Below are 26175 nucleotides of genomic sequence, written 5' to 3' on the forward strand. Positions count from 1 at the left end.
ATGGAACCATTAGCATCCCGTCCAACACAGAAATGACTGAATTGCTTCACGGGTGCCTCCTGATGGCACCAACCACCCCATTCCTGCTTCAGGGATTCCTTGAGCGGGCTCTGGAGGAATCAGGTGGTCGCGAAATTGACCTGATGAGCATTCCGGCAGGAAGAATCGAACGTGCCTATGCAGCGCACATGGCACCGTCCATGCTCGCAGACGACCACCGAAACTTTCGGCTCGAATTGATCCGACGATCTGGTAACGGCAATGATCCCGTCGAGGTTGACGATGAGCTCTTATCGGCTCTGCCGGAACTCCTCGATCATGAATGGGCGCCGTCATACGACTTGATCATGAGACCAGAGAACTCTGGTGGTGCGTGCAACTTGGCATGCACAACTATTCTAGCGAACGGTGGGCGACTCGCCGGGAGGTTCGCATCGCTGCGCCAACTTTCATTGGAGGTAGTCGGCTACGGCAACGATGACACGAGTGCCGCAACTCATGCTGAGCTGAACTCCCTCGGTACGACAACTGACGTATGGAACGTTGCCGGTTCAGCCCAGGTTCTCGATCGCGAAATCACAATGTGCGCGTGGCCGCAGCTCGAGGATGAATATCAGGTGCGGCCAGCAGAAATATCAATTGGAATCGACGAGGGCACGAATAGGCCATACTTGAGGTACAACGGAAGACTGCTCCTCGTCAGGGCAACCAGTGCGCTAAATAGACAGTGGTACCCACCACACGGACGCTTACTACTTGACATATCTGATGCTGGCGTCCGAAATCCAACATGGACTTGGGGAGAGTTCGGTTCCCTCAAATCGCTGCCCAGTGTCCACTATCGCGGGACTTGTGTATCGGCGGCCCAATACCGCCTGCCTCCAGGAGCAGACACTGCTGACCGGGTTTACGGGTGGCGGGTCGCCGAGAAGATCCCACGATTTGTACGTGCAGGGCACGCAGACAAGCAACTACTCTTGGACCTGGCGGCCGAACCTCACAGGGAACTGTTGGCAAGGGCGAAAGTGGCGACTGTGTATGAAGCCCTCGAACAGCCAGATGTGGTCGTTGATGCAAATGGGCGCCCACATCACAGCGAAATAGTAGTCTCGATGGTCCGTCGGACTCGCTGTGAGAACCTCAAGATCAAGCCCTTGACGGACGTGGCACCGTGGCGGTCGGGCGTTTCGCATCCGGGCGACGGTTGGTGGTACTGGTGTGTTTCACTGCCGACGCTGCTCCAGAACTCGATTCTATATGAGCTCTCGACCCTACTGTCAAAGGCTGAGTGGTTCTTCGTTAGGTACCGCGAAGAACCAGGCACTTCACAGCTACGTGTGCGGGCGCGATCTGCAGCTGATGTGCCAGCCGGTGTCGCCCGATTTTTGCGCGCAAAGGAGAAAGCTGGACTAGTTCATGCCTACGAACTGCGGGATTACGTTCGGGAGATTGATCGCTACGGAGGAGAACTTGAGCTCGAGCGTCTTGAACACCTATTTTGTTCGGAATCCGCTGTACTAGCTTCAGTTGCGCCGAAGCTCTGCTGGCCGACATCAGATGAATTTGATTCACGCAACGTGGAATTGGCTGCCGCAATTGTAGTGTCGTACCTGAAAAAGGTAAACGTGCTAGGTGGCGCCGAGTCGGCGCTGCGCACAATTGCTACGATTCGAAAGAGTCGTGCGGGAGAACATCTGACGAAGGTTTCACAGAAACAAGCTCGCCGCATAATTGACCGCCTTGCCCTGCCAAGCTACTCGAACCCGTACTCCCTTGAATCGGAACCTGTGCATGAGATCGCCGATTTGATTTCCGAACTCTCCATTCGACCCCTAGAATCGCTGTCGTTGTCAGATGGTTCCCGGCAGTCAGTGCTGCACATGTTCTGCAATCGCATGGGGTTATCTCGGTTTCAGGAATACATAACGCTATATGCGGTTGAGACGGTCTTGAGAAGGGAGGTGAGACATTGTGAAGGCACGTAAGCTTTTGAATGAGGGCGGTGTGTTCGACCTTGCTGCAATCCTAACGGATCGAGTGAGTGCGAGGATTGACAGCGGCGACGTTGACCTGTATGCGCCTGATGACCTTGGCCCAGTGGGATATGCGATGGGACTTGCAGCAATGGGAACGATTGCAGGCAACAATCGATGGAGGAGGCAAGCGCAGACACTGTTTCGCGCAGGACTTGAGCAGCGTGCGTTTCGTCGGAACGCATTGTTCGGGGGGGCTACCATGTTCGCAATCGCTGCTCGGCAGTTGACCAACATGGGTCTGGTCTCCGACCGCATCTCTGGCCGAATGTGCGACTACGCGTTCGACATGTTCGTGCGGGATTGTCGGAACCTCTCTGTCGGCAGTCCCGAGCTGTCGACCGCTGATGCAGACCTAATTTCTGGTGCGGTAGGCACGTGTGTCGGATTGCTGCACTTGGGGCGCACCGAAGCCTTGGGGGTTGTGCGCAATTTGATCGAGAGGTCTGCGTCGATATGCCGTGTACAAGCCTCCGATGTGACTCCCGAAATCAAGTGGCGTGAGCCCCGGCTCGGCGCGGGATACGTTGATCTCGGACTTGCGCACGGTGTCGCAGGTGTGCTCCTTGTCTCGGCGGGCCTAGAGGGCGAGCGCCAACTTGCCAAGTTCGATCAGATTCGTAGGGGCATGGTGTACTTGGACGGTGCCCTGGTTGCTCAGCCCTGGTTGGTCGAGGATTCGCCCCTTGGTAATCGGGACCGGATGGGATGGTGTTACGGGAACGCTGGCACTTCGTGGGCGCTTGCACATTTCGGACGGGAGGACGCGCTTGTCATTGCGAAGGAACTATTGAGGTCCTATTCGCTGGTGCCGCCAGATCGATGGATGGTAGACACCCACGGATTGTGTCACGGCCTTCCGGGCATATTGCTTGTCGTCGCGGCTCTCTTTCAGCATGGCCTCATATCGACAATGGACCTTGATTCCATTCAAAGTCATGTGCTATTTGAGTTGGGTAGACGGATGGAAGTAGATGGCCTGTCAGAGCGTAAGGACGGATTGCTTGTAGGGGAACTTGGCACTGCTATTGGACTCGCGGCTGTAGCCCAGAGAATCGACTGCAAATCGTGTGGTCCAACCAGTCTATTTTTGCCAACGGCCTCGATATACTAGAATGGGCGAACCCCAACACTTTTCGAACTATGTCGAAGTCCAATGCCTAGATCCTTCCTCGTGTCTAGGTAATGCTCGGGTTCATCAACCGGACTGAAACCTATGTCATCCTGGAATGCTGCTGGAGCCATTGCCTTATGCGGGGGGGCGAGCGTTGGCGGGCAGCATGTGGAAGTCCTCTCTCCGGATCAGACCATGCAGCATGACATGCGCCAACTCGTGCGCCAGCGTCTTCACCTGGGCGGCGGGATCCATTTCTTGGCGCACCGCTACGACGCGATCATCGAATCGTGACACCCCGTTGGCACCGCCGGCGAGTTCAGAGTGCGGCACGAGCCCGAGCCTGAAGCCAGCATCGCGAACGAGGCGTGCCAAGCCATCCCAGAGACCCGGCGGGGCGGCACCTTTCAACAGCATCGGCCGTGGCAGAGCAGGCAGCGGCTCGCCGGAAGTTTGCGAAACGTCCCACACGTGCGCCGGCCTGACACCAACCATCCTGACCCGCGTCACCTCACCCGGTCGAGGCTGCTCGCCGCGGGCCAGATGCCGCCAGGACGAACGATCACCTTTAGTCGCGCTTGCGAAGCGTGCCGTGACGGGCGCCTGAATCATGTACCCAGGCTGCCCCTTCATCACCTGCCGGCCATGGGCCTGCCACTGCCTGGACCCCGCCACGAGCGTTGGCCCGGTTCCGGCACGAGCCCCGCCTTGTACGCGGCACCATGCTGAAGCAGATCAGCAGGGTGTTGTTGAACGAGCGGGTTCGGAACTGGGCGGCGAACGCCATGGCCCGGCGCCAGTCCTCACTCGTGGTCAACTCCGCGACGGCAACCGACAGCCGCTCCTGAAGTGCCTCAAGCTTCGCCTGGCCAGCCGCACGAAGCTGATCCTTGGTAGGCATCGAACCGCGCCTACAAGGACGGGCCGGCATGACACCCGCGCGGCGATGGCGGGCCTGGGGCTACAAGCTCCGGGGCAGCGCGGCCGACCGCCCTGGTCGCTGTGAGATTCGGTCCGGTGAAGGACTCTGGCGCGCCAGGTGCTCGATCTGTCGCAACAAGCCGACGTGACGCAAGTCCGGGTTGTAGATCAGTGCGTACGGTTCCTGGTGGTGAAGGTGGTAGCCGTCGCTCGACGGCAGTCTCTCGTAAACATGCCCGCAGCGAACCGCCGAACGAGTGGTCTCCTCGCCGAAGTCTTGTTTCGCTAGACACACGACAAGCGCGTTCGGACCCTGCTTGTTGAGAAGCTCCAGGGCCTCCTCGACTTCGGGCCCTTGTAGAAAGACGATGCTGATCCAGCGTGCCGTCCTGTTCACTGCATCGGCCGCGTCTGCGTGGAAGATTGCCATCTCGTCAGCGTTGAGGTAGGCGGACTCGGCGACCCAGAGCGGAAAGAGATGCAGGTTATCCGGTTCGCTGCCGGGCAATCGCAGCGTGTAGGAGTACGCCTCTCCCGCGGCCGCCAGGAACGACGTAAGAGTGCGCAACGCATCGACAAGATCCACATCAGCATGCGCGGCCGACATAAGATCACTCGATATATGGATCCCGAAGTCGGGATTCTCAAGGTCCTCGATCCGATAGGCGTATCTCTGCCTTCTCTCGCCACTGCGTGACCTGAATTCGCCGTCGTAGCGAAGAGAGACCAGCAATGAGCCAATCTTCATAGACGCTGCTGGTTCAGCTCTGGAGTCGCTCATGTGGGAGAGGTGCACACACCCGACCAGGACCCGGACCCGGGCGATGGAAGAGGACACTGGACTCAGGGACCCGCCTTGAGCATGAACATTTCCGCGACGATGTCGGACCGCATCAGACTCGCTACCGCACGACGATGTCGGTCCGCATGAGACTCGCTACCGCACGTGCAGCAGAAGGATAAAAGAGGATCCCTAGGCATGTCTGTGCGAGCGTTCGTCGAAAGCTGGTCGCCGACACGATCACAGTCGGCTAGCGCCGCAAGGCCGGCACATTTGGTTCGGGAAACCGATCCTTTGTTGCTGCGTCGGCCAGACGCCGCGTTCAAGGTGTGGCCGATGACACAGCTCGCCACCACGTCAGTCGCGCGTAGATCGACCGGGCCGGCAAGTTCAGGCAAGAGCCCGTGCCCGGACTCCCCGCGTCGATGCGCTGGAGCGTCACACGGCGTTCAGTGACTCGTCGATACAAGCTCTGCCTTCATCGCGGGCGTCGGCCGTGCAACTCCGCGACTGGGAACCCTGCTGCTCAGGGTGGACGAGCAAAGTTCGTCCGGTCGCATATGGACAAGGTCAGGACTGCGCGAACTGGGTCGACGACAGCCTCGAACAATTTACAGAGTCTCGGGGAGAGACTCGCCCAGACACTGGGAAGCGGAACTCTATGAGACTGCAACGACAGATCAGCTGCGAACGCGTGTACGAAGCATTGCAAGCATCGCCGCAGTGGGCACGTGCTGCTTGGACATCAATGGATCCAGCGAGCGGTCGATGGTCGCCTCCCGTACGAGCGCGCACGGATTCACTCATGGCTGGTTGCCTGTACCCGCCTGATGCGGGGGAATGTCAGGCTACATGCCACTGATTACCGAGTGATGAACGGATGCAGCGGGCGAACGTATCATCGCGGGACCAGTGACACTCATTGACGAGGCTGCTCGAACCGGTCCCAGGTATAGACCTCACGAACCGATTTGGTGATTCAGACAGCGGAGTCGGATTCGCCATCCGACTCGAAGCTGTTGCGAGTTGGCGCCCTGCTGTCTGCTGTGGTGTCGTCTAACCGTCAGTTCGCGGTGCAGTATAGTTCCTGCCGCAAACTGACGGTTGGCCGATGAACTCGGACGAATCGAGTAGTATCAATGGGCTAGACGGCAGCGTTGTAGGCCTCCATCACGTCTGCCGGGATCCGCCCGCGGGAAGAGACCTCGTAGCCGTTCTCGGCCGCCCACTCACGAATGGCCCGCGTCTGACTGGGATCCACACGTGCCGGACCGGTTCCGCCAGCCAAGCGCCGCCGGCGACCACCAACACGGCGTGCCGCCCGAAGGTACGGAGCGAGGGCCTTGTCGAGTGCTTCCTTGTTCTTGTTGGATATATCGATTTCGTACTCAACGCCATCGAGCGACATGGAGAACGTGCCGCCTTGCCCGTCCTTGATCGGCTTGCCATCCAGGTCGTCCTCGAACACGGTGTAGACCTTTTGTGCCATCATCTTCCTTTCGCCAGTGTCTTCGACAGGATACGGTATCGCCTTGCGGTCACTAATTCGACCTATTCACATCAACGTCTGTCCTCCGTTCGGTGTGACATTGCGAAGGCCGCTCTGTTGGAGCGACAATCGAGTCCTCGGCACAAATAAATAGCATTGATGGCGTAGCTATCCAAATCCAATCGAGCCTATCGGTAGAATCTGGCGACCTTCGGCCGCTCTTGCCTGCGAAAGGTCTGGCAAACGCGATCGTGTCGGACTGGCAGCCGAGCTTCGGTTTCAGTCGGCCCGGCCGGGCGCGGGGAAGGCCGGCGCCATGGACGCGTTGCGGCGTGCGTGGGAGAAGCGCACGGCGCCGGGTCGGTGGACGGGCTGGCAGCGTCCGCAGCGGCCGCGCAGGTCCTCGCTGAGGATCTCGGGATCGTGACGGAGAACACGGCGAAGTGGTGCATAAACCATCTCCTCCACGGCGAGGACTTCCGGGAAGGTCAGCTCGTCATCATCGATGAAGCCTCCCTCGCCGGAATTCGGTCCCTGGATCGGATCACGCCCCTGGCCGAGCGGCGGCGAAGGTGCCGCTGGTCGGCGACCACGGCCAGCTCCAATCTGTGGACGCCGGTGGCGCGTTCGGGCTCCTCGTCGGTGACCGCACTGATGCGCCCGAGCTGGTCGACGTGCACCGGTTCACCCACGAGTGGGAGAAGACCGCCTCCCTGCCCTGCGCCAAGGTCGCACGCAGGTGATCGACACCTACCTCGACCACAACCGCTTCCACGACTGCGACGCCGAGGCGATGACCGACGCCGCCTACACAGCGGGTCGCACCGACCGGAACCAAAGCTTGGCCTCACTTGATCGGCGTGCGTAGACACGCTCGCGGAGGGCCGGGGCCGGCCGCGAATAGCACGCTCTATCGGTTCGCTGGTTGTCCCTTCGCGCGCCTGCCGGTCGCTCTAGAATCGAGCCTGAGTAGCACGGTCGCTCCCGACCCCGCACTCGTGGCGAGGGAGGCTGGCGGTGACAGACGTGACTTCACCTCAACGGGTCGATCCGCGGGACCTACTCAGCGAGTGGGCGAACACCTCCGACGAGTGGGTGCGCTACATTGTGAGGCACGTTCTCAACGGCGGCGGGCCGCTCGGAAGCGAGGAGCAGTCCGGGGCGTACGTCCTGTTTCGCCAGGAGAAAGCCTTCGATCCCCGCAAACTCCCCACGGAGGAGCCGCTCGTCACCCTCGAACGCGAGGATGAGGCGATCGAGCCGCTGACCCTTACCTCGCTCACCGATGTCGTTGGTGTCAACGCCTTGGTAGAGGGCGGAGTCATCGAGCCGCATGCCGGCTTGACGATCCTGTTCGGAGAGAACGGCACAGGCAAGACGGGGTACTCCCGTATCTTCAAAGCCCTCGCGGCGAGCCGCACTGCCGATGTGATCCTCGGCGACATCGAAGCGGCATCGCCGCAGCCCCAATCAGCACTTGTCGGCTACACGCTCGGCACTGAGTCGAAGACCTACACCTGGACCGGACAACAGGGCGTCGCGCCCTTCACCAGGATGTCCATCTTCGACAGCCCTTCTGTCAGCTTCCACGTCGATGACGACCTTGAGTACGTCTACGTGCCAGCTGCCCTGGCACTGTTCAATTACGTCATCGCAGGCATCAAGTCGGTAGAAGCCCACATCGGCCAGGCCGTCGAAAGCCTACGATCTGGGTCCACAGGGTTTCTGTCTCGCTTCCCACGTACCGCCGTTGTTTACCCGCTCATCGAGACGCTGGGAGCGTCCACTGATCTGGAACACCTGAGGTCGCTCGCCGACTCCGATCCCGACGTCGACCCGCGTATCGGCGACTTGCGCCGCACAGTCGCTGCGCTGGAGGCGGACACCATCAGCGCTGAGATCAAGCAGCAACAGCGAGTCGAACGCGTTTTGACGCAAGTTTCCAACGCGGCCACCGTGATAGCTGACTTCAACTTGGAGGCATACGGCCGCGAACGTGACACCCTTCACGGACTTGAAGAGGACTACCGCGCCCTCCGAGCCGCCCTGTTCGAGGCAGCCGACTTGCCGGCCGAGCCCGACGACACCTGGAGCACGTTCATCGATGCCGGCGAGGCATATCAAGCACATCTCATCGCGGTCGGAGCACACGACGCCGATCGGTGTCCGTACTGTCGGCTGCCACTGAACGAAGCTGCGCGATCGCTGATCGGCAAGTACTCCGAGTACCTCGATGACAAGATCGCCACTGACATCGCCGCTTCAAAGGCGCGGCTCCACGCACGTACAGAACCGGTCACCTCGATCCAGGTCAACTACGTCTCTACCTTCGCCGACGAGTACGCAGACACCGAGGACAAGCCCCACTTCCACGCTGAACTCGTCCGGACCCTGAACACCATCGCGGAGCTGACCGAGCATCTTCTCTCCGCTTCCGCTGTGAACACAGCGCTGACCGAACACGCCGGTACAGATGCGACAGCGCTCGTTTCGGCGTCGGAGACCGCCAAGCAGACCCTCGGCGAACTGAAGGCACAGGCAGGTACACGGGCTGACACCTTGGCCGAGAGGAAGAAGGAGCTTGTCGAGCTAGAAGCCGCAGCAGAGCTGACAAAGTCGTGGACGCTAATCGAGTCATACGTCCGCGACGCCAAGCAGGCTGATCGGCTCATGCTGCTCGCCAAGCCCATGCCTGGGCTCCTGCGCGCTGTAACCGGGCTGGCCAAGACCGCAAGCGACCAGATGATCAACGAGAGCTTCGATGCACTCTTCAACGAAGAGCGCTCCGCGCTTCGCGCGCCCGCTCTTCACGTGGAGTTCGTCGGCCGTCAGGGGCGCGCGCAACGCCGCAAGATCCTCAGCGGGAAACACAAGCCGTCCAAGGTGCTCTCCGAAGGAGAGCAGAAGGTCCTCGCAATAGCGGACTTCCTCGCCGAAGCGCGCCTTGCCGGAATCACCGCACCGGTCATTTTCGATGATCCTGTATCAAGCCTCGACCATCGCCGCATCAACGAAGTCGCACAGCGCGTCGCGTCGCTCGCCGACACGACACAGGTCATCGTCTTCACCCACGACATCTTTTTCGCCAGCACGCTGCTTGCGCTCATGGAAACAACCAAGCGTTGCTCCTACTTCCAGATCACGGACGAAGAGGGCAAAGGGAAGGTCACCCGAGCGACGGGTCCCCGCTGGGACAGCTTGAACAACATCAAGAAGAACATCAACGAGACCATCCAGGCAGCAAAGTCACAAAACGGCGATGCGCGAGCGGCACTGGTCCGTACGGGTTACGACTGGGTGCGCGCTTGGTGTGAGGTCTTTACCGAGACTGAACTACTCCAGGGCGTCACTCAGCGCTATCAACCCAACGTGCGCATGACCAACTTGCCCAAGATCAAGTCCGAAGCACTTCCTTCTGCGATCGATACCGTCAACCGCATCTTCGAGGAAGCATGTCGGTACATCGATGGCCACTCACAACCCCTGCCTAGCCTCGGAGTCAGCCCTACACTCGGCGGACTCGAAGCCCACTGGGTCGAGCTGACCGAAGCGCGAAACGCATACAACGCGGCGACCCCGTCAGCCTTCTGAACGACACGCCCTCCGCCAGTGGCCCCGACACCCCAGCCACAGCCGGTCATACCGATTCTCGTGCGCGTCTTCCGCTGGTGCGGATGGGCACATCGACGTTTGCCAGAGCACGCCGAACCGCCTGTTGACTGACCCCGAACCGCCGGCCGATCTCCATCAGACTCAACCTGCCGGCGTACGGCTCGACGGCTTCGTGGAGGTTGCACTTATCGAGGCCGCGCCTGCGGATCGGGACTGAGCGGCGGACCAGATGCGCAGCAGCCGTGCGACGGTGCACGCCCAACCTCTCACCCAGCTCCACCAGCGCCGCGCCCGCCTTGTAGAGGGCCACCAGCTCGGTCCACCTGCGCAGGGCTCAGAAGGGTTTGGGTCATCCCAACAGCGCACCATCCGCCCTCGCGAGTCAGCCACGGACGGCCCTAGCAGTCTCCGATCTCGTCGGTAGGCCCCCGCGACCTGCGAGAACCACCGTTTCCAAGGCCGGGCAAGGTTTCTCGAACTCTCTACGGAGATCCACCTTGTGAGAGTCATTAGAACGTTCGGGGCCGCAGCGCAAGTAGTTGGACGGTTAGGTCGAGACGTCGAGCTCAGGGCAAGGGAAGGCCGTCACCGTTCCGAGATCGCTTCTGCGTCACAGTTCGGCTTCCTATTGCACCGATCGAACACTGCGACAGGCTTCACTAGCATCGCGCCTGGTTGGCGTGCAGTGTGAGGTTGGAGAAGAGGATCAGTACCAGGCCGACGATCGCGATCGGTCGAACCGGCTCGTCGAAGAGGGCGTGCAGCAGGATGACCGAAACCGCCGGCGAGAAGTACGGCAGCGAGGACAGCGTCAGCGACTTGTATTCCTGGAAGGCCCAGGTCCAGGTCACTTCGGCGACGAGGTACGTGCCGACACCGATGATCGCGCAGACCAGGATGACCTGGGCATCGAAGGCGTAGAACCGCAACGGATGACCGACGATCAAGAGTGTCAGCAGAACCGCGCACAGCGAGATGACGTTGGCGATCGAGATCGAGTAGAAGGTGGCCAGCGGTTTGGATTGAACCCTCGTCTCGAGGGCGCTCGTGGCCTTGAAGGCGAACGGGAGGTAGAGGCCACTGCCGAGCGCGGCGACGAACGCCCAGACGATCTCGCCGGAGATGCCGTCGCGCTGCGAGGCTCCGACGTTGGCGACGGCGATCGCCACGGCGCCGAGGAAGGATGCGCCGATCAGGAGCCACTGGTTCGGCTTGAGCTTTCCCGCAGTCCCGGGCGACACCAGCCGGATGGCGATCGCGGCGATGAGCGGCCAGGTGAAAGCGATCACGGTCGCATCCGCCTTGGCTGTGCCGTACAGCGCTCGGTAGAAGCCGTAGTACCACATGGCCAGGAACAGACCGGACAAGCTCGCCCAGCCGATGGCCTTGGCGGTGGTGCTGCCGCCGCGAGCGACGGCGACGGTCTTCTTCCAGAAGAACGATGCGACGAGGGCGCTGGTCAGGACCGAGATCAGGCCGGCGGCGACGTAGACCTCGGCGTAGTCACCGCGGTCACCGATGACGGAGATCAGAACGGGCTTCAGGGACCAGAAGGCAACGGCTGAAACCGCGGCGATCGTGATCGCTGGCTTGATCGGTGTCGCGTCGTGGGTTTCGCGCTCCATGGGAGGCAGGTGAGCCTGGGCCCCCGGGCGTTTCCTTCCCACTTGGCTCGGCTGACGCCGGTCATGTCTGACTCTACTAGAGGGACTCTGTTCTCAGGTTGGTGATCTTGGTAGCTCGATGGATGGGCTGGCTGCGTGACGATGAGGGTGTGGCCGTACCGCTGGTGAGGGCGGCGAGTTCAGACGTGACTCGTTTGGCGTTGGAGTAGCGTCGCAGGTTGTAGGTTTCGGCAGCCGAGTGCCGGAGCAACTCGTGAATCCGGCGGGCTTCGGGGCCGAGCACGGCGAGTCCGAGTTGAGCGGGCGACAGAGCACGTCGGGTGTGAAAGATCTGGTTGGTGATGCGTGCGTCGTGAGGTTTGGCCCGGGTGGGGAGTGGAGGTTGGTTGAATACCTGTCCAGCCGCGGCGGCTGGATCGGCGGTCCCGATGGGGACTCGGCGGAACGGTCGGACGATCCGGGTGGCATGGTGGGCGAGGACGCGGTCTGTAATCCATCGTGACTGCACAGGGGGCTGCAGCGCCGGCCATGTTAAGGATTGGGCTGTGACCGGGAGTCCGCGCGAGTTCAGCCAGGTCTGACGGTCTTGTCGGGATGCTCGCGCCCAGGCTGCTGCCGCGCGGGAGATGTAGGCCTCTGGTGACAGAGGTGGGTCTTCGCTGGCATAGGGGGCGATGGCGCCGTTCTCTCCGTTCTGCAGTCGTCGATCAAGATCATCACGCTGTGTTCCGTGCGCCGTGATGAGGGGGAGTTGATCTGGTCCGATCAGTTGATGGGTCTTTCCTGTGGCGATCATGCGGGCGACTTCGTGTGCTTCTGCTCGGGAGACTGCTTGTTCTGGTTCGCGTTGGTCACCAAGCAGGGCGTGGTCGATCGCGTCGTGGAAGCACCGGAGGAACCAGTGGCGCATGAGTTGCAGGCGAATCGGGTCACCGTTGTGGTCGCTGATCAGCTCCAGTGCGCGGCCGATGCCGCAGCACTGGGCCAGATGACGCATTCCGGCGACGGCTGTCACGCCGTCTTCCGCCGCCATGCGTTGCACGATCGCTACAGCTTCCAGTGCGCCTCGTCCGTCGATTCCAGTTCGGGTGGCGATTTGGGCGGTGAGTCGTTCGGTGTGCGCTGTGTCGAGTTTGGTTGTCTCGTCGAATATCGCGTTGGCCAGGTTGGTCTCGTAGGTGTCGCCGTAGCAGGTACGCAGGGCTTGGATCGTCCAGGAGTCTCGACTCCGAGCTGGCCAGATCTGGAGGGCTCTCGTCCGGCCTGCGATTCTCGCCGACTCCAGCAGTCGGTTGACCGTATACGAGCCGTCGCGGCGACCCGCAGACGCGATGCTGAGAACGATCGCCCGGTACGGAGTCCTAGCGCTGGGCAGGTCGTTCATGGAGCCGGGCCAGGTCGATTCCGAACCTGTCGAGGATTGTGTCGACCGATGACGGTTCGGTCAGGTCCGCTGATGCAGCCTCGAGTTCGGATTGTGCTTGATCAACTTCGCGTCCCAACTGAACTTCGAGCCGGTCGAGTCGATCCGAGTGATTGTGTCTTCTCATGGCTCCTTCTTCGTTGCGGCGAAACCGCCAGCAGCCTGCGGACCGAGGAAGACTGCGTCGGGGATCTGCCAGGCGTGACGAGAAGGTGCACACACCACGTCGATGCCAAGAACTTCGGCGATGGGCGATTGATGATCTTTCCGATCTCGATCGGACGTGCCACACGTCTTTCAGATCGAGGGGCCTACCTCCCTCGTGAGCGTGGGAGATGTGGCCGTGACTGTTTCGATGCGGGTGATGTCGGCCGGCGACGGCTACCGGTATCTGTTGCGGTCGGTGGCGGCGGGGGACGGGGATCGGTCTCTGTCCACGCCGTTGACGCGGTACTACGCGGAGAAGGGAACACCGCCGGGGTTCTGGCTAGGCGACGGTGTCGCGGCACTGGCCGGCGGGCGGATTCGGGCGGGTGCTCCGGTGGCGGAGGCGCAGTTGCAGCTGTTGATCGGGATGGGGCGTGATCCGGTCACGGCGGAGCCGTTGGGCCGCGCGTTTCCCGTGTACCGGATGGTGGCGGAGCGCGTTGCCGAGCGGGTTGCTGATCTTGGTCAAGCTCGCGGTGCGGAGTTGCGGGCTGCGGTTGCCGCGATCGAGGCCGAGGAGACCGTACGCGGGACGCGGCGCGCGGTCGCGGGGTATGACTACACGTTCAGTGTTCCGAAGAGCGTGTCGGTGTTGTGGGCGGTTGCGGATGCGGGACTGCAGGCGTTGATCATGCAAGCGCACCATGCCGCGGTTGCGCAGGTGGTTGCGTTCATGGAGCGCGAGGTTGCAGCCACCCGTGTCGGCGCAACAGGCCCGGATGGCGCCGTTGCGCATGTCGACGTGACCGGCCTGATCGCGACGGCGTTTGATCACTATGACTCGCGTGCAGGTGACCCGCAGTTGCACACGCACGTAGTGGTTTCGAACAAGATCAAGACCGTTCTGGACGGCCACTGGCGGTCGCTGGCAGGGCGTCCGATGCACGCGGCGACCGTCGCGCTATCGGAGCACTACAACGCGGTCCTGGCCGACGAGCTCACCAGGACGTTGGGCCTCGGCTGGGAGCAGCGGGATCGTGGTCGGGACCGGAATCCGGCCTGGGAGATCACCGGCGTCGGTGAGGAGCTGATCGTGGAGTTCTCGTCACGGTCTCGGGAGATCGAATCGGAGAAGAAGCGTCTGATCGCCGAGTACGTGGCAGTTCACGGCCGGCAGCCGTCGTCGGAGATTGTGATCAAGCTGCGGGCGCAGGCGACCCTGGCAACGCGGCCGGAAAAGGAGGTCCGCTCGCTCGCGGAGCTCACCACCGAATGGCGCGCCCGTGCCTCACGACTGCTCGACCTGGACGCCGGCCGGTGGGCGCAGCTGATCACCGGCGCTCCGGCACAGCACGCGTTGCGGGCCGATGATGTCGCTCTCGATCTGATTGATGACCTTGGGCGGGGTGTGGTGGAGGTGGTGGGGGAGAAGCGGTCGACGTGGCGGCGGTGGAATCTGATGGCCGAGGCGTCGCGGCAAACGATGGGTTGGCGGTTCGCCACCGTGCGGGACCGCGAAGCAGTCGTCGGGATGATCGTCGAGGCCGCCGAGCGGGGCTCGTTGCGACTGACACCACCGGAACTGGCTTCGAGCCCAGCCGCGTTCCAGCGGCCGGATGGCAGCTCGGTGTTCCGCCCGAAGCACACCACGCTGTTCTCGTCGGAGCAACTGCTCGCCGCGGAGGATCGACTCCTCGAGCGTGCCGCCACAATGACGGGGCCGACAGTCCGAATCGAGACGGTCGACAGGATTACAGCGCAGCCTGACGGTGACGGCGAGATGTTGAGCCAAGATCAGATCGGCGCGTTGATCAAGATCGCCGTCTCCGGTCGCGTCGTCGATGTACTGGTCGGACCGGCTGGCGCGGGAAAGACGACCGCCATGGCAGCGCTGCGGAGGGCCTGGGAGTCCGAGCATGGTGCGGGGTCGGTGGTCGGGTTGGCGCCGTCGGCGGCCGCAGCGCAGGTGCTCGCCGATGATCTCGGGATTGCAGCAGTGAACACCGCGAAGTGGTGGCACACCCACCTCACTCAAGGTCTCACGTTCGGCGCCGGCCAGTTGGTGATCATCGACGAGGCCTCCCTGGCCGGCACACTCTCCCTGGACCGGATCACCAACCATGCGGCGGCAGCCGGGGCGAAGGTGTTGCTGGTGGGTGACTACGCGCAGCTGCAGTCGGTGGACGCGGGCGGCGTGTTCGGACTGTTGGTCGAGGACCGCGGTGACGTTGCTGAGTTGGTCGAGGTTCATCGGTTCGTCCACGGTTGGGAGAAGGCCGCATCACTGGCGTTGCGGCACGGCCACCCCGAAGCCATCGACACGTACCGTCAGCACGATCGGATCCACGGTGGTGCCACAGCTGGCATGATCGACGCCGCCTATCGAGGCTGGAAGGCAGACCGCGAGGCCGGGCTGGTGACGGTACTGATCGCCGAAACCCGAGAAGACGTCATCCAACTGAACGCCCGGGCCCGTGCCGACTTGATCATCGCTGGCACGATCAAGCCAGGCCGCGAGGTCACCCTGGGCGACGGGACCGCCGCCGGTCAGGGTGACCTGATCATCACGCGCCGCAACGATCGCCGACTTCGCCAGCGGAGCGGGTGGGTCCGCAACGGCGACACTTGGACCATCACCGCGGTCCGCGACGACGGCTCCATAACCGTCCGACGGACCGGCGTTGCACGTGGCGGAACCGTACTGTTGCCCGCGGGCTACGTGGCCGAGCATGTCGACCTTGGTTATGCAGTGACCGCGCACCGGGCCCAGGGCATCACCACCGACACCGCGCACGTACTGGTGGATCCGACGACGACCCGGGAGAACCTGTACGTCGCGCTGACGCGCGGCAGCCGGTCCAACACCGCCTACGTCGTCCTAGACCGGCCCGACGACAGCCACGCCCAGCGACACCCGGGCGACAATCCGGACGTCACCGCCCGCAGCGTCTTGTATGGGGTGCTTCAACACATCGGCGCCGAACTGTCCGCCCACCAGACGATCACCGCGGAGCAGGAAGTGTGGGGTTCGATCGCCCAACTCGCCGCCGAGTACGAGACCATCGCTGCCGCGGCCCAGCATGACCGCTGGACAACCCTGATCCGAACTTGCGGACTCAGCGCTGATCAAGCCCAACAGGTCATCGATTCCGACGTGTTCGGTGCCCTGACCGCCGAGCTGCGGCGCGCCGAGGCCAACCGTCACAACCTGGACCGGCTGCTACCTCGCCTCGTACGGGCCAGGCCGCTCACCGATGCCGAGGACCCTGCCGCGGTCCTGCACCTCCGTGTGGCCGGCGCGACCGCTCGCCTAGCCCGGACCGGCCGGAACGTGGGCATGCCCCCACGGCTGATTGCCGGGCTCGTGCCTGAAGCGGTCGGGCCGATGGAAGCGGACATGCGTCAGGCGCTTGAGGAGCGGCGCGCTTTGATCGAGGCACGCGCCGACGCCGTGATCGACGCCGCCCTGACCGTCCGGGAAGCGTGGCTGGTTGATCTTGGCACCCCACCGGCCGACCCGCGTCGGTGGCGAACGTGGCGGCAGCACGCGCGTGTTGTGGCCGCCTACCGGGACCGCTACAAGATCGCCACCCAAAGTCCACTCGGCGCACCGGCCGAAACGATGGCGCAAAAGATCGACGCCGCTCGCGCGAAGATCGCTCACGACACCGCCCGCACACTCGCTTCCACCGACCACTTCAGCCCACCGGCATCAAGAGTGGACCGGCGAGGACCAGAATTATGATTGGTTCACCTTCACTGGACGAGCGCGAAGGTAGACAGCAAACCGTACCGTGGCGACGAGCGCGGATCATGATCATGCTGGAGCAGTCCGGACCTTGACCTCGTGCACGTTGTTCTCCCGCCGGTCGGCTGTCAGCGAGTGATCTCGGGCGGGATTCGGGTCGGCCGAGCGCGCTGGTGAAGGTCCCGGTCCAAGTTTCGTCGGGTGGCCGTTGTGGGGTGGTCAAGGAGGTTGGTCACGTCGGCCGCGGTGGTCACCACCCGCCCGACGCCACGCTTGATCAACTCGTTCGAGCCAACGCTGGTCCCGCTGGTGATCGGACCAGGAACGATCCCGACGCCCCGTCCAAGATCATGGGCATACATCGCAGTCAGCATGGCCAAGGAACGAGAGCTGGCTTCGGTGATCACCGTGGCGCCAGCGAGCGCGGCGATGATCCGGTTCCGGGCCTGGAACCAGCGCCGCGACGGCGGCGTCCCCGGCGGCAGCTCGCTGACCAGCAGCCCGACATCGCCGATGTTGCCGAGGAGGTCACGGTGACCGGCCGGGTAAGGCCGATCCAAACCGCAGGGCAGGACAGCGATCGTGGAGCCGCCGACGGAGAGCACAGCCTGGTGCGCGGCCGCCTCCACCCCGTAACCGCCCCCAGCAACGATCAAGCGCTCGGCGTTGCCCAAATCGGCAGCGAAATCGGCAGCGACATAATTGCCATAGGCAGACGAAGCCCGAGCACCCGTCACGACAACCAGCTCACTCAGCGGACGGGACAGGAAGGATGGCGCTCCGCGCGTCCACAACACCAACGGAACCCGATCCCCCAAATCCTGCAGCCCAACCGGGAAGTGCTGATCACCGGGGATCACCGTGCCGAACCCCTGCGCCAAGGCCTGATCGAGCATGGAACGCGCAGCCGCAGGATCAGGCAGGGGAGCGAGCCGACCCCGCCACACCTCCGCCTCAACCTCCGAAAGAACCCCGGCAGCACCATCCTCTCGACTGAGCCGGAGCGTCTCGACCGCGCCAACCGCGGCAACCAGCCGGCCAGTCAGCACATCGGCGGGGGCCGAGACCAACGCCAACACCATCCGCGCAGTCCGTTCATCCCTTGCGAACTGACCGATCTCATCCATGATCAGAACCCCTCCGGTAGACACCGGCCAGGTGCGCAAAGCACATCACGGCCGAACCGTCGCGGGAGATATGGGTGAGACCTTTCCGTTGCCGGGCGAGGCGGCTACGCTGAAAGGCGGCGACATTCCACCCGTGGCCACCGCCGGAAGCGGTAGCACGACCTCTCCCATCGACATGGGATGGTCCTCTCAGAGTTTCTTGTCGCTCAGATCGACGAGAGGACCCTGTCAATGATCAGCTTCCTTTGGGCATTCGCCAGTTTTGTTCGCTCCTACCTACGCCGCTTCATGCCCACCAACATCCTGCTTGACCACTTGCGCACCAGCAGCGGCCTGAGATGGGGCATCCCCGCCATGTTGTTGGCTGTGCCCTACCTGGCCGCGGCGTATCTCATCACGGTCATGATCGACAACGGTGCACCCGGCTGGGTCCATCTTCTCGTCGTTACCTGCGTGTGGAACGCCTTGAAGTTCGTGTGGAACGGTCCGGTCAGCGTGGTCCTGCTCCGGCGCGCCCAGTTCGCTGATCAGGGCGATTCGAAGGCAGAAGGCCAGGTGTCAGGCGAAGAGCCGCGCCGCCTCGGCAGTGCTTGGTGACTCGTAGCAGTCAGTGCGGTGTGAATTCCCAGAGCTGCTCGGCTGGCACTGGCCGTTCGTCGCCACTGAGCACGTCGTCGACGGTGATCTCGAGTCCGCCGAACCGCCGGCCGACTTCCTCGGCGTATCGGTCGGCGATCCTGGCGTCGGCGCAGTAGCTGGCTACGAGGTGTTCGCCGAACCACACCCGCACACGTCTCTTCGGCGTCGTCTGGTTGCTGTCCACCTCAGACAGCGTTGTGGCGGGCGCGGACCTAGACTGACAACGAAATGACAACCCTCGCCCAGGAGGGGAGCGGCCGTATGGCGGACGACAGCGTGGGTGGCCGGATGCGCCGGCTACGGCGCCTCCGCGGTCTCACGCAGGAGGCACTCGCAGCACGGGCTCATTTCTCGGCCTCGCTCGTGCGCAAGGTCGAACAGGGCACCGTCCCGCCGTCTGCAGCGTTCGTGGCCGGCTGCGCTCGCGCCCTCGGGGTGAAGATGTCGTTCCTGTACGGCACCGAGGAACGTGACGTTGCCGAGCAACCGCAGGCCGAGATCGCCGGAATCACTGAACTGCGCCAGGCCCTTGACGCGTTCGACGACCCGCAGCCAGATGACGAGCCGCTGTCGCTGCCGTACATCTACGCCCGCTTGACCGAACTCAGCCGGCGGACCCGCATGGTCCGCTTCGCCGACGCGGTCGGGGAACTCCCACGGCTGCTCCATCATCTGCACGCGCTCGCTGACGCGCCCGGGGCGGAAGGTGTCCGAGCGCGGGTACTGCTCCATGACGCCTACCGGTTGGCAGCGAGCGTGGCGGGTCAGTTTCGTGCGCTCGACCTCGCCGCGATCGCGTCGGAACGCCACATCATCTTGGCTCCGAACACGGGGGATCCGTTGCGGGTCGCGGTCTCGACCTTCCACCGCTCGACCCGTGCCCTGCAAAACGGCGACTACCGTGCCGGCCTACGTCTGTTGGACCGCGCCCGGCAGAACTTGGACGACAGCGACATCGGCCGCGGTCTAGGCGCTCAGCTGGCACTGCGGGCTGGGGTCCTGGCCGCACGTTCCGGTGATCTCCCGGAGGCCGATGGATGGATCCGGGAGGCTCGCGCTCTCATCACGACGGGGAGCGTGCCGGCCGAACCGTTCCACGGGCTCGACGCCAGCCCAATCAACCTCTTTGCACACTGGTGCGCCGCACCCGTGGAGATCGGCGACGGCGCAGAGGCCGTTCGTCGCGCCAACAGCGTCAAGTTGGTCGATCCTGACCGTCCCGAGCGTGTCGGCCATCACCACATCGACATGGCCCGTGCCCACTTCCTGGCCGGCGATCGCCGGGCCGCGGTCACCGATCTCAACGCAGCCCGCCGGGTCGATCCGTACCACACCCGTCGCCACCCAGCTGTGCGCGAGACTGTACTCGCGATCGCCGAAGCCGACAGGCGTGCCACCGATTCACTTGCCGGTTTCGCGCGATGGGTGGGAATCGAACTGAGCTGAGCAAAGGCTTGCCTTGCTGGCGGGGAGAACAACCGGGTGCTGAGGTGACGTCGTACGACCGACCACAGCCTGCTAGGCAAAGGGGTCCCTAGCTTGTTGGAAGGGAGACCCCTGGTAGAGCCGGGACGGGTACGGATTGATGTCAGTTCGAACACAAGACGGATGTCTCGGCGTATCCGCTTACAGCGTCATCGAGGGCGGGCATAGCCTCGGGGGGCGCATCGCGACGCCCACGCCGCCGTGGGCCGGGCCTGGTCGGCGTACACAAGCCTATTGAGCACCGATGATGAGTATGCCGAGTGGGATCGCCAGGATGCCACGCCGACCGATGTTGATTCGCTGGGCGAGTTGATCGGATCGGCTCGATCCTGGACCCGGACCCACCTGGACGATCTCAGAACGCCGGGCTTCGACGGCCCGAACCCGGGCGGACTGGGAGGGGCAGGCCCGGACGATCCAAGGCCTCGCGCCGGAACATACTGGCGACCAAGGTTGAACGTTCGCGTTCGACGGCTACTAGATGATCAAAGGACCTCCTTCATCTGTATCCTCGATACTGCACAAGACAGCAATCATCTTGGGGGAACCCGATGTGTAGTCCTCCCCGTTCCATGTTCCCCACCAATTGAGAATACTCAATCCTGATAGCTCACACATAAGCCTGAACTCATTAGGCCAGATGTAACGAGAGACGGTAGTGGTCCGCCGCGTCTGTTTTCCAGAGCCTTCGTACGCGTAGCTAATACGGGCCAATTGATCGTGGAAATTGAGGGAAACAGACATCGAAAGAAACATGTCGTGACGAATCACCACCGGCATCGTCTTCGGGGACGGCGCCCAGTTGAAGAGAATGGTCGAGGGGTCGGCACACTCGATTACGACGATTCCACCGGGCAAGAGAATATTCGGGAGTGATCTCAGGAGCGCTAGCTGTTCATCGGCGGACGTTAGATACGTTATTCCATTGTTTATGCACACTACGGCACTGAACCTGTCAGCTGACTGAAGGACGTAATCTTCCATCGGCTGACACACGGTTTGAACACTTCCCTGAATGTCCTTCTGTCTCAGCTGATTCAACATTTTCGAGGAGAAATCAACCGCGACAACACGCCTTCCCGGGCGCGCGAGCCGGAGCGCCGCACGCCCCGTTCCGGAAGCCAACTCACACACGGACTGCCGGTCGGCCAACAGCTCGTCCAGACGATCCAAGTCTGCTGGAAACAATGAGTCGTTGATAGTGTCGTATTGGTCAGCGATCACGGACCAGGGTGCGACCCGGTCATCGAGGGGCGGCGACATCTCTAGATCTCCATTCGACGTAAGCGTGACCAGCGAGCCATGCCAATGGAATCGCAGTAAGCGCGGATGAGTTTCGATGGTCATTTGATCTTCGCCTCCTCTCCGGCTGTTGTGAGTGAGCTACACAGATTGGACATTGGCCGTCACCCGAATCGCCACGCCCTTGTTGGCAAGCCCCATGCCTGGCGAAAGTGTCACGAACGCTAACGGCTACCTACCAGGGCAGAAGATCCTCATAGTTGTTCGCAACCATTGGTGCGACGTAGATCGTGTTTGGCGGCGGGACAGTGTCGAGCCAGTCGCGGAGTTCAACGGTCATCCAACGCACAACTACCACCTGGCCGACGAGCAAAATTTCTGAAGACAGAGAATCCTCGGAATCTTCGACACAAGTCCACGTAGATACCGCCAACCGACTTATCGGAGATTGCTCACCCCAGGCCTCTATCAATTCGCGCCATCGCACAACAGGAATGCCCGACTGACATCTAAGTTCCCGCATGTGTCCCCTGCGCACATCAGGTTGCTGCTGAAGCCGTGACGGTATTACAGAGCTAGCCCGGAGTTCGCCATCAGCGAGTTTTCCTCCTAGGTCGTACCGAAGATTTCGCATGACCGAGCTCGACAGTACGACCGGAACACCCGCGCCATCCGGATGTTCGCCCGGCGTGTGGATCAAGACGTCTCGCTTGCCATGGTGAACGATCCATCCGCGACTGACTACGGGCAAGGATTCGTCGAGTGGTTGCGGAATCTTCATGGACTATTCCTACCAGCCACCACCGCCACCACCGCCACGACCACCACCACCGCCATCACCCTTGGGGAGCACCCACAGAGTGTAATGCCCTGGGTCTGATGTATCATCCTGCCGACAGCGAGTTTCCTCATACTGTCGAGTCAGCACGAGCGCGATTCCACGGGACTCGCATGAAACCTTCGATTTGTACCACGTGTGCTCCACTCGCCAAGGCCAAGGCTCTGCTGCACTCGCGAGGCTCGCTGTGCCGCCCGCAATTGAGAGAGTCAGGACGAGCGCAAGCACCACCTTGCGTACGTAGTCGATAACCACAGGAAATCCGCCTTCCACGTAACTAACGTCGGAATCCGCGTCGGGCTTCCACCAATGGCCCAATTAGATATGCGGCGGTGTTACGCCAGTGTCAAGGAATCCCTTTACATACTGTTTATCCAAGCATCCGGGCTCACCTTCCTCTGTCGAATTGGCCTCTCTTAGATCAAGGGGCGTCGGCTCCGCAGGCGCCGTCGGGCTAGGCGCGCCTCTGGCACGCCGCCACGCTGCCCGGCCGCCCGATGGGATCCCATGCCGGTACCTGGGCTTATCCGGTGGCCTTCATGCAAGCGTGAGGCGAACTTCAAGCCGATCGAAGGGGCGTCCGCCCTCGGCCACTCGCTGGCGACGCATCTACAGCGCTACCCCTCAACGGGAGAGGGAGTACGCGTGAGGGGCCGAGGAACGGATGCGCCCGCTGTTCGCGGATGCCGCCTAGCAAGTTGCGCACGGAAGCGAACGGCTCAAGGTTTGGCCTTTCCTTCTTGATCTCGCGTCGGAGGCAGGCCTGTTCTGTGTCGAGCGGATCCGGGACCACCGAGATTCTGGAACGCAGTAGCATCAAACAGTTCACTGAAGCGGCAACTAGATGACTAATATTGGAGAATGTCCACATTTAGGCCAATTCGCTGCGCGGTCGTCCGATCCCGGCCTTGGACTCGGCGAGACGGCAACACACTCTGCGTGCCGCTCGGATGGAAGCGGTTGCTTGGATGTGAGCTGCTGTTCCTGTACACCGAAGCAGATCGTGCACCGATTCCGTATCGCGTGTCTGGAGCCGAACCCTTAGCCAGAAATCGTTCACTCGTCACGGTCTGGCCCTTGGGGAACCTTCCCGTCGTTCCGCCGATTGCACCTACACCTCCGATCGTAGCACGGTTCGAGAACTGCGATATTGAAGATGCGGACAGCCTCTATTTCCGGTCAACACACGATCATCAGGAGTTACTTTCCGAAGCCACTCATTGGAACGAGCGGTACTCGACTCCAGGGCGCGTTCCCCTTAGAGATCCGAACGACTTCGTGCGAGGAGAACTTGAGCGACTGCCTAACGCGTCCCGCATCCTCTTTCTCGGCGAGGGCGAGGGGCGAAACGCAATTTGGGCCGCGCATCGCCACGTGGTCACGATGGTAGAGTTGACGGCTGCTGGCTGCGAAACCGCGAGGGCTCGTGCGTACGCACTTGGGCGACTGCTGTCTGTTAGGTGTGCAGATTCGATCCGATGGCTGGAGGGCGTCGAAAACTCCGCATGGGATGCCGTGTCCATGTCCTACGTACGGATGCCATCAGCCGAGGAAGAGTCTTGGTTCGGGTGTCTAGTCCGTAATGCGTTGCGCCCAGGCGGCACGTTCTTTGGAGAGTTCTCACAGAAGGTTACTCAACCAGAATCGGTACAACGGATGGTGCAACTCAGTCAGCGTAACGAGTATTCGGTTGAGCGAGATGGGATGATGCGAGTTCAGGTTGGAGCATTCCGATAAGCGTAACTCGACGTAAGTGAGGCCCGGCAAGCCCGCCAATGAGCGCCAGGCCTCACTCCGCTGTGTTCGACTTACGAACACCCGCAATGCCCGCCGGGCCCAATCGCACCACCGCAAGAACCGCAGATATCATTGTCGGTCGGAGCGAAATCTGCTGGACTGACGACAGTTGCGCTTGAAACTGTAGCCGTCGCGATGGAGAACGGCGCCGCTAGTGCGACAGTCGCGACAAGGGTGGCGAATAATTTCCGCATTATTCGTTGGCCTCCTGTTGGGTTTTCTTGGGGCTCAAATACGTAGATATCTGATCGAACTATCTGCAGGTTCCAGAGGGGCTAGCCGTGCGCACGACCGCGTCCCGTGCCAAATTGGACACTGGGCTACGTTTCGTCAGCGTAAAGAAGTTTCCTCCGGTGCGCGGCCTCGACGACGACCGAGGCCTGGGCAGCCCTGCGCTCGGTCGTTTCGGGGACTTCGCTCGGACTGGCGAGCTTCGGTTGGGACTGGAACAACCCGCCCGGGCGGTCAGCAACTGCGATTTGGGACCGTTTCTGGGCCGCTGTGTGCCATTGCCGTGTGCCACCGGGACGCCGTTGACCTATAGAGGTGGATGGTCCACCTAGTCAGGAACAATTTCTTGCTCCCCGGGAAGGAGTCGAACCTTCCTCGCTGATCCTGATTCAGAGGCACGCCCTCACCCTCGCCTGAGCGTGAACGAGCGCCACTGAGCTGCGCCAAACTCGCCCGTGTGTGCCGCCTGTGTGTCCCCCGGCCTGACGGCTGGAGCATACGGGGCTCGCGATCCCCCATATGCTCCAGCCAGTTCCGCCAACGCCGCCAGTTCCGCGGGCTGGACATCATCGGTGACAGGTCAGCCGGTCTTGGGGCACTGCCGGGTGGTCTGCGTTGCTGATGTCGTGACGCCCGGGGCTGGTTGGGTGGGCTCTTTGACGAGGATCTCCTCGTCGAGGCCGGCGACGGGAATGGCGTCGCAGTCGATACTGCCGGCACCTGACGAGTGCCGCCGACTCACCGGAACTCGATAAGTTTGCGTACCTAGGTAATCCATTGCTGACGGGCTACCCGTTTCCGCATGGGATTGTTAGGTTCGCCTCACAATCGTTGGTGCCTCGGGGGCATTGCAAGCAAGGATTCCCTGGGCCTTCTCTGGAATGAGGTACTGCGGGATGACTGTGGATTCTGTGGCGGATGCTGCCCGGTTCGTGCTGGTGGCCGACGGCGGATGCGGCCCATGTAGCTCGCTGGGGCGTGAAGTTGCCGGGCTGGCCGACCTCGACGTGATCTCGACCGCTCGCGCCAAGTCGCTGGGCTGGACTGATCTGGCCGGCAAGCCGAGCCAGGCTGGGCCGTTCCTAGTCCAAATCCAAGGCGATGTGCCGATGGCCCGCTGGTACGGGTGGGGCATGCGGCTACGCCTGGCCCGACTGCTTGGTGTGCGCCGGGCTAAGCACTGGCTCCGGTTGCTGCATGCTGAGTACCGGGCCCGCGATATGCGGGTGGGGCAGGGTGTGTCGCGGCGGACGGTCGTGCTGGGGGCGTTGGCTGGGGTCATCACGGCCGCCTCGTCGACACAGCTCGCCGCGGCTGACCCCAGATCCGAACCGGATCAGTACCGGCCCATCGACACTGCGAAGGCAGCTGACCTGTTGGCTGCCTCGCCTGCCGCGCGAGACATCGTCGACCGGTTGGGTGCTGTGGAGTACGGCACGATCGTCGACGGGGAAGAGACCATCTTCGCGATCCAGCACAGTACCCAGACGTTCTCGGTCGTCTTGATGAGCGCACCTGAGGTCGGAACTACCATCTCTGTGAAGGACCAGGGCAAAACGGTGAGCCTGACGCTTCATACAGGCGAGCACCTGATCGATTTTGTCGACCTCGATACCAACCCGCGTGCGGTCAAGGCGACACCTCCCCAATCGTCACCTCCGACGACCGTTGCCACGGCGTTCCAACTTGGCTCGTGGGGTGACGAACCGGTCGTCACTCAGCCTGTGGGGCGTCAGGAGTTCGCCGACTGCATTCTGCTCGAGGCGGCCTGGCTCAACGCCACAGCCGTTGCTGACTGCATTGACAAGTGCCTGGCTGGTGGCGTTTGGTGCGCCTTCTGCCTCGGCAAAAACACCGCGTTCGCGGTTGCTAAGTGTTTTCCAAAGCTCTTCTCGTAGGCCACAGTCGACCCCCCGACCCCCG

17 protein-coding genes and 1 pseudogene are annotated in these 26175 nt (G+C 62.3%); 9 read left to right on the plus strand and 9 right to left on the minus strand.

Annotated elements, in window-relative coordinates:
* Nucleotides 1-62 precede the first annotated feature (62 nt).
* Both ACFQU4_RS10055 and ACFQU4_RS10060 read left to right on the plus strand, forming a co-directional pair.
* Complete coding sequence (locus ACFQU4_RS10055) at nucleotides 63-1985, plus strand: thiopeptide-type bacteriocin biosynthesis protein (RefSeq protein ID WP_377490556.1); 1923 nt, start codon at nucleotides 63-65, stop codon at nucleotides 1983-1985.
* A 112-nt stretch (nucleotides 1986-2097) separates the two neighbouring features.
* On the plus strand, nucleotides 2098-3147 hold the full coding sequence (locus tag ACFQU4_RS10060; RefSeq protein WP_377490559.1) for a lanthionine synthetase LanC family protein: 1050 nt from the start codon (nucleotides 2098-2100) through the stop codon (nucleotides 3145-3147).
* A 135-nt stretch (nucleotides 3148-3282) separates the two neighbouring features.
* Here ACFQU4_RS10060 and ACFQU4_RS10065 read toward each other — a convergent pair whose 3' ends face one another.
* The 3 genes from ACFQU4_RS10065 to ACFQU4_RS10075 all read right to left on the minus strand — a co-directional run bounded on the left by ACFQU4_RS10065 (nucleotide 3283) and on the right by ACFQU4_RS10075 (nucleotide 6338).
* Complete coding sequence (locus ACFQU4_RS10065; RefSeq protein ID WP_377490432.1) at nucleotides 3283-3759, minus strand: ImmA/IrrE family metallo-endopeptidase; 477 nt, start codon at nucleotides 3757-3759, stop codon at nucleotides 3283-3285.
* A 349-nt stretch (nucleotides 3760-4108) separates the two neighbouring features.
* Entirely contained in the window at nucleotides 4109-4816 is a 708-nt protein-coding gene (locus tag ACFQU4_RS10070; protein WP_377490435.1) for a hypothetical protein, read from the minus strand.
* Between the two features lie 1177 nt (nucleotides 4817-5993).
* Nucleotides 5994-6338 carry an Lsr2 family protein gene (locus ACFQU4_RS10075; protein WP_377490562.1) on the minus strand — a complete coding sequence of 115 codons (345 nt, stop codon included), beginning with the start codon at nucleotides 6336-6338 and terminating at the stop codon, nucleotides 5994-5996.
* A 225-nt stretch (nucleotides 6339-6563) separates the two neighbouring features.
* Between ACFQU4_RS10075 and ACFQU4_RS10080 the strand changes: the two are divergent.
* The 3 genes and pseudogenes from ACFQU4_RS10080 (at nucleotide 6564) to ACFQU4_RS10090 (ending at nucleotide 9929) form a co-directional block, all read left to right on the plus strand.
* Nucleotides 6564-7081 (plus strand): annotated as a pseudogene (locus tag ACFQU4_RS10080) (AAA family ATPase).
* Nucleotides 7078-7206: a hypothetical protein gene (locus ACFQU4_RS10085; RefSeq protein WP_377490438.1), complete on the plus strand. Its 129-nt coding sequence runs from the start codon at nucleotides 7078-7080 to the stop codon at nucleotides 7204-7206. Before ACFQU4_RS10080 ends, ACFQU4_RS10085 begins: the two are co-directional and overlap by 4 nt.
* A gap of 149 nt (nucleotides 7207-7355) precedes the next feature.
* Entirely contained in the window at nucleotides 7356-9929 is a 2574-nt protein-coding gene (locus ACFQU4_RS10090; protein WP_377490441.1) for an AAA family ATPase, read from the plus strand.
* A gap of 46 nt (nucleotides 9930-9975) precedes the next feature.
* On the opposite strand, the gene ACFQU4_RS10095 is transcribed toward ACFQU4_RS10090, so the two are convergent.
* The 3 genes from ACFQU4_RS10095 to ACFQU4_RS10105 form a co-directional block, all read right to left on the minus strand.
* Entirely contained in the window at nucleotides 9976-10260 is a 285-nt protein-coding gene (locus ACFQU4_RS10095) for a hypothetical protein (protein WP_377490444.1), read from the minus strand.
* 349 nt (nucleotides 10261-10609) lie between these two features.
* The gene (locus tag ACFQU4_RS10100; protein WP_377490447.1) at nucleotides 10610-11575 is read right to left on the minus strand and encodes a DMT family transporter; all 966 of its coding nucleotides are present in this window, start codon (nucleotides 11573-11575) and stop codon (nucleotides 10610-10612) included.
* 76 nt (nucleotides 11576-11651) lie between these two features.
* The gene (locus ACFQU4_RS10105) at nucleotides 11652-12959 is read right to left on the minus strand and encodes a hypothetical protein (RefSeq protein WP_377490450.1); all 1308 of its coding nucleotides are present in this window, start codon (nucleotides 12957-12959) and stop codon (nucleotides 11652-11654) included.
* Between the two features lie 382 nt (nucleotides 12960-13341).
* Between ACFQU4_RS10105 and mobF the strand changes: the two genes are divergently transcribed.
* Nucleotides 13342-16890 (plus strand): MobF family relaxase, encoded by a 3549-nt coding sequence (gene mobF / locus ACFQU4_RS10110; protein WP_377490453.1) that lies wholly within the window; start codon nucleotides 13342-13344, stop codon nucleotides 16888-16890.
* A gap of 131 nt (nucleotides 16891-17021) precedes the next feature.
* Here mobF and ACFQU4_RS10115 read toward each other — a convergent pair whose 3' ends face one another.
* Complete coding sequence (locus tag ACFQU4_RS10115; protein ID WP_377490456.1) at nucleotides 17022-18020, minus strand: DNA-processing protein DprA; 999 nt, start codon at nucleotides 18018-18020, stop codon at nucleotides 17022-17024.
* Nucleotides 18021-18251: 231 nt separating this feature from the next.
* On the opposite strand from ACFQU4_RS10115, the gene ACFQU4_RS10120 reads away from it, so the two are divergent.
* On the plus strand, nucleotides 18252-18617 hold the full coding sequence (locus ACFQU4_RS10120) for a sulfate permease (RefSeq protein ID WP_377490459.1): 366 nt from the start codon (nucleotides 18252-18254) through the stop codon (nucleotides 18615-18617).
* A gap of 10 nt (nucleotides 18618-18627) precedes the next feature.
* On the opposite strand, the gene ACFQU4_RS10125 is transcribed toward ACFQU4_RS10120, so the two are convergent.
* Nucleotides 18628-18843, minus strand: coding sequence for a hypothetical protein (locus ACFQU4_RS10125; RefSeq protein ID WP_377490462.1), 216 nt, complete (start codon nucleotides 18841-18843; stop codon nucleotides 18628-18630).
* A 77-nt stretch (nucleotides 18844-18920) separates the two neighbouring features.
* Between ACFQU4_RS10125 and ACFQU4_RS10130 the strand changes: the two genes are divergently transcribed.
* Nucleotides 18921-20105 (plus strand): multiprotein-bridging factor 1 family protein, encoded by a 1185-nt coding sequence (locus ACFQU4_RS10130; protein WP_377490465.1) that lies wholly within the window; start codon nucleotides 18921-18923, stop codon nucleotides 20103-20105.
* A gap of 516 nt (nucleotides 20106-20621) precedes the next feature.
* On the opposite strand, the gene ACFQU4_RS10135 is transcribed toward ACFQU4_RS10130, so the two are convergent.
* The gene (locus ACFQU4_RS10135) at nucleotides 20622-21491 is read right to left on the minus strand and encodes a class I SAM-dependent methyltransferase (protein ID WP_377490468.1); all 870 of its coding nucleotides are present in this window, start codon (nucleotides 21489-21491) and stop codon (nucleotides 20622-20624) included.
* Nucleotides 21492-25148: 3657 nt separating this feature from the next.
* Between ACFQU4_RS10135 and ACFQU4_RS10140 the strand changes: the two genes are divergently transcribed.
* On the plus strand, nucleotides 25149-26150 hold the full coding sequence (locus ACFQU4_RS10140) for a hypothetical protein (RefSeq protein ID WP_377490471.1): 1002 nt from the start codon (nucleotides 25149-25151) through the stop codon (nucleotides 26148-26150).
* Nucleotides 26151-26175 lie beyond the last annotated feature (25 nt).

The sequence above is a fragment of the Microlunatus sp. GCM10028923 genome (assembly GCF_042666975.1).
Lineage (GTDB): Bacteria > Actinomycetota > Actinomycetes > Propionibacteriales > Propionibacteriaceae > Microlunatus.

Coding starts and splice junctions, on each gene's coding strand:
- ACFQU4_RS10140 (WP_377490471.1), top strand. CDS start 25,149: ATGACTGTGGATTCTGTGGCGGATGCTGCCCGGTTCGTGCTGGTGGCC.
- ACFQU4_RS10070 (WP_377490435.1), bottom strand. CDS start 4,816: ATGAAGATTGGCTCATTGCTGGTCTCTCTTCGCTACGACGGCGAATTC.
- ACFQU4_RS10065 (WP_377490432.1), bottom strand. CDS start 3,759: ATGATTCAGGCGCCCGTCACGGCACGCTTCGCAAGCGCGACTAAAGGT.
- ACFQU4_RS10120 (WP_377490459.1), top strand. CDS start 18,252: ATGATCAGCTTCCTTTGGGCATTCGCCAGTTTTGTTCGCTCCTACCTA.
- ACFQU4_RS10130 (WP_377490465.1), top strand. CDS start 18,921: ATGGCGGACGACAGCGTGGGTGGCCGGATGCGCCGGCTACGGCGCCTC.
- ACFQU4_RS10075 (WP_377490562.1), bottom strand. CDS start 6,338: ATGGCACAAAAGGTCTACACCGTGTTCGAGGACGACCTGGATGGCAAG.
- ACFQU4_RS10115 (WP_377490456.1), bottom strand. CDS start 18,020: ATGGATGAGATCGGTCAGTTCGCAAGGGATGAACGGACTGCGCGGATG.
- ACFQU4_RS10135 (WP_377490468.1), bottom strand. CDS start 21,491: ATGACCATCGAAACTCATCCGCGCTTACTGCGATTCCATTGGCATGGC.
- ACFQU4_RS10100 (WP_377490447.1), bottom strand. CDS start 11,575: ATGGAGCGCGAAACCCACGACGCGACACCGATCAAGCCAGCGATCACG.
- ACFQU4_RS10055 (WP_377490556.1), top strand. CDS start 63: ATGGCACCAACCACCCCATTCCTGCTTCAGGGATTCCTTGAGCGGGCT.
- ACFQU4_RS10105 (WP_377490450.1), bottom strand. CDS start 12,959: ATGAACGACCTGCCCAGCGCTAGGACTCCGTACCGGGCGATCGTTCTC.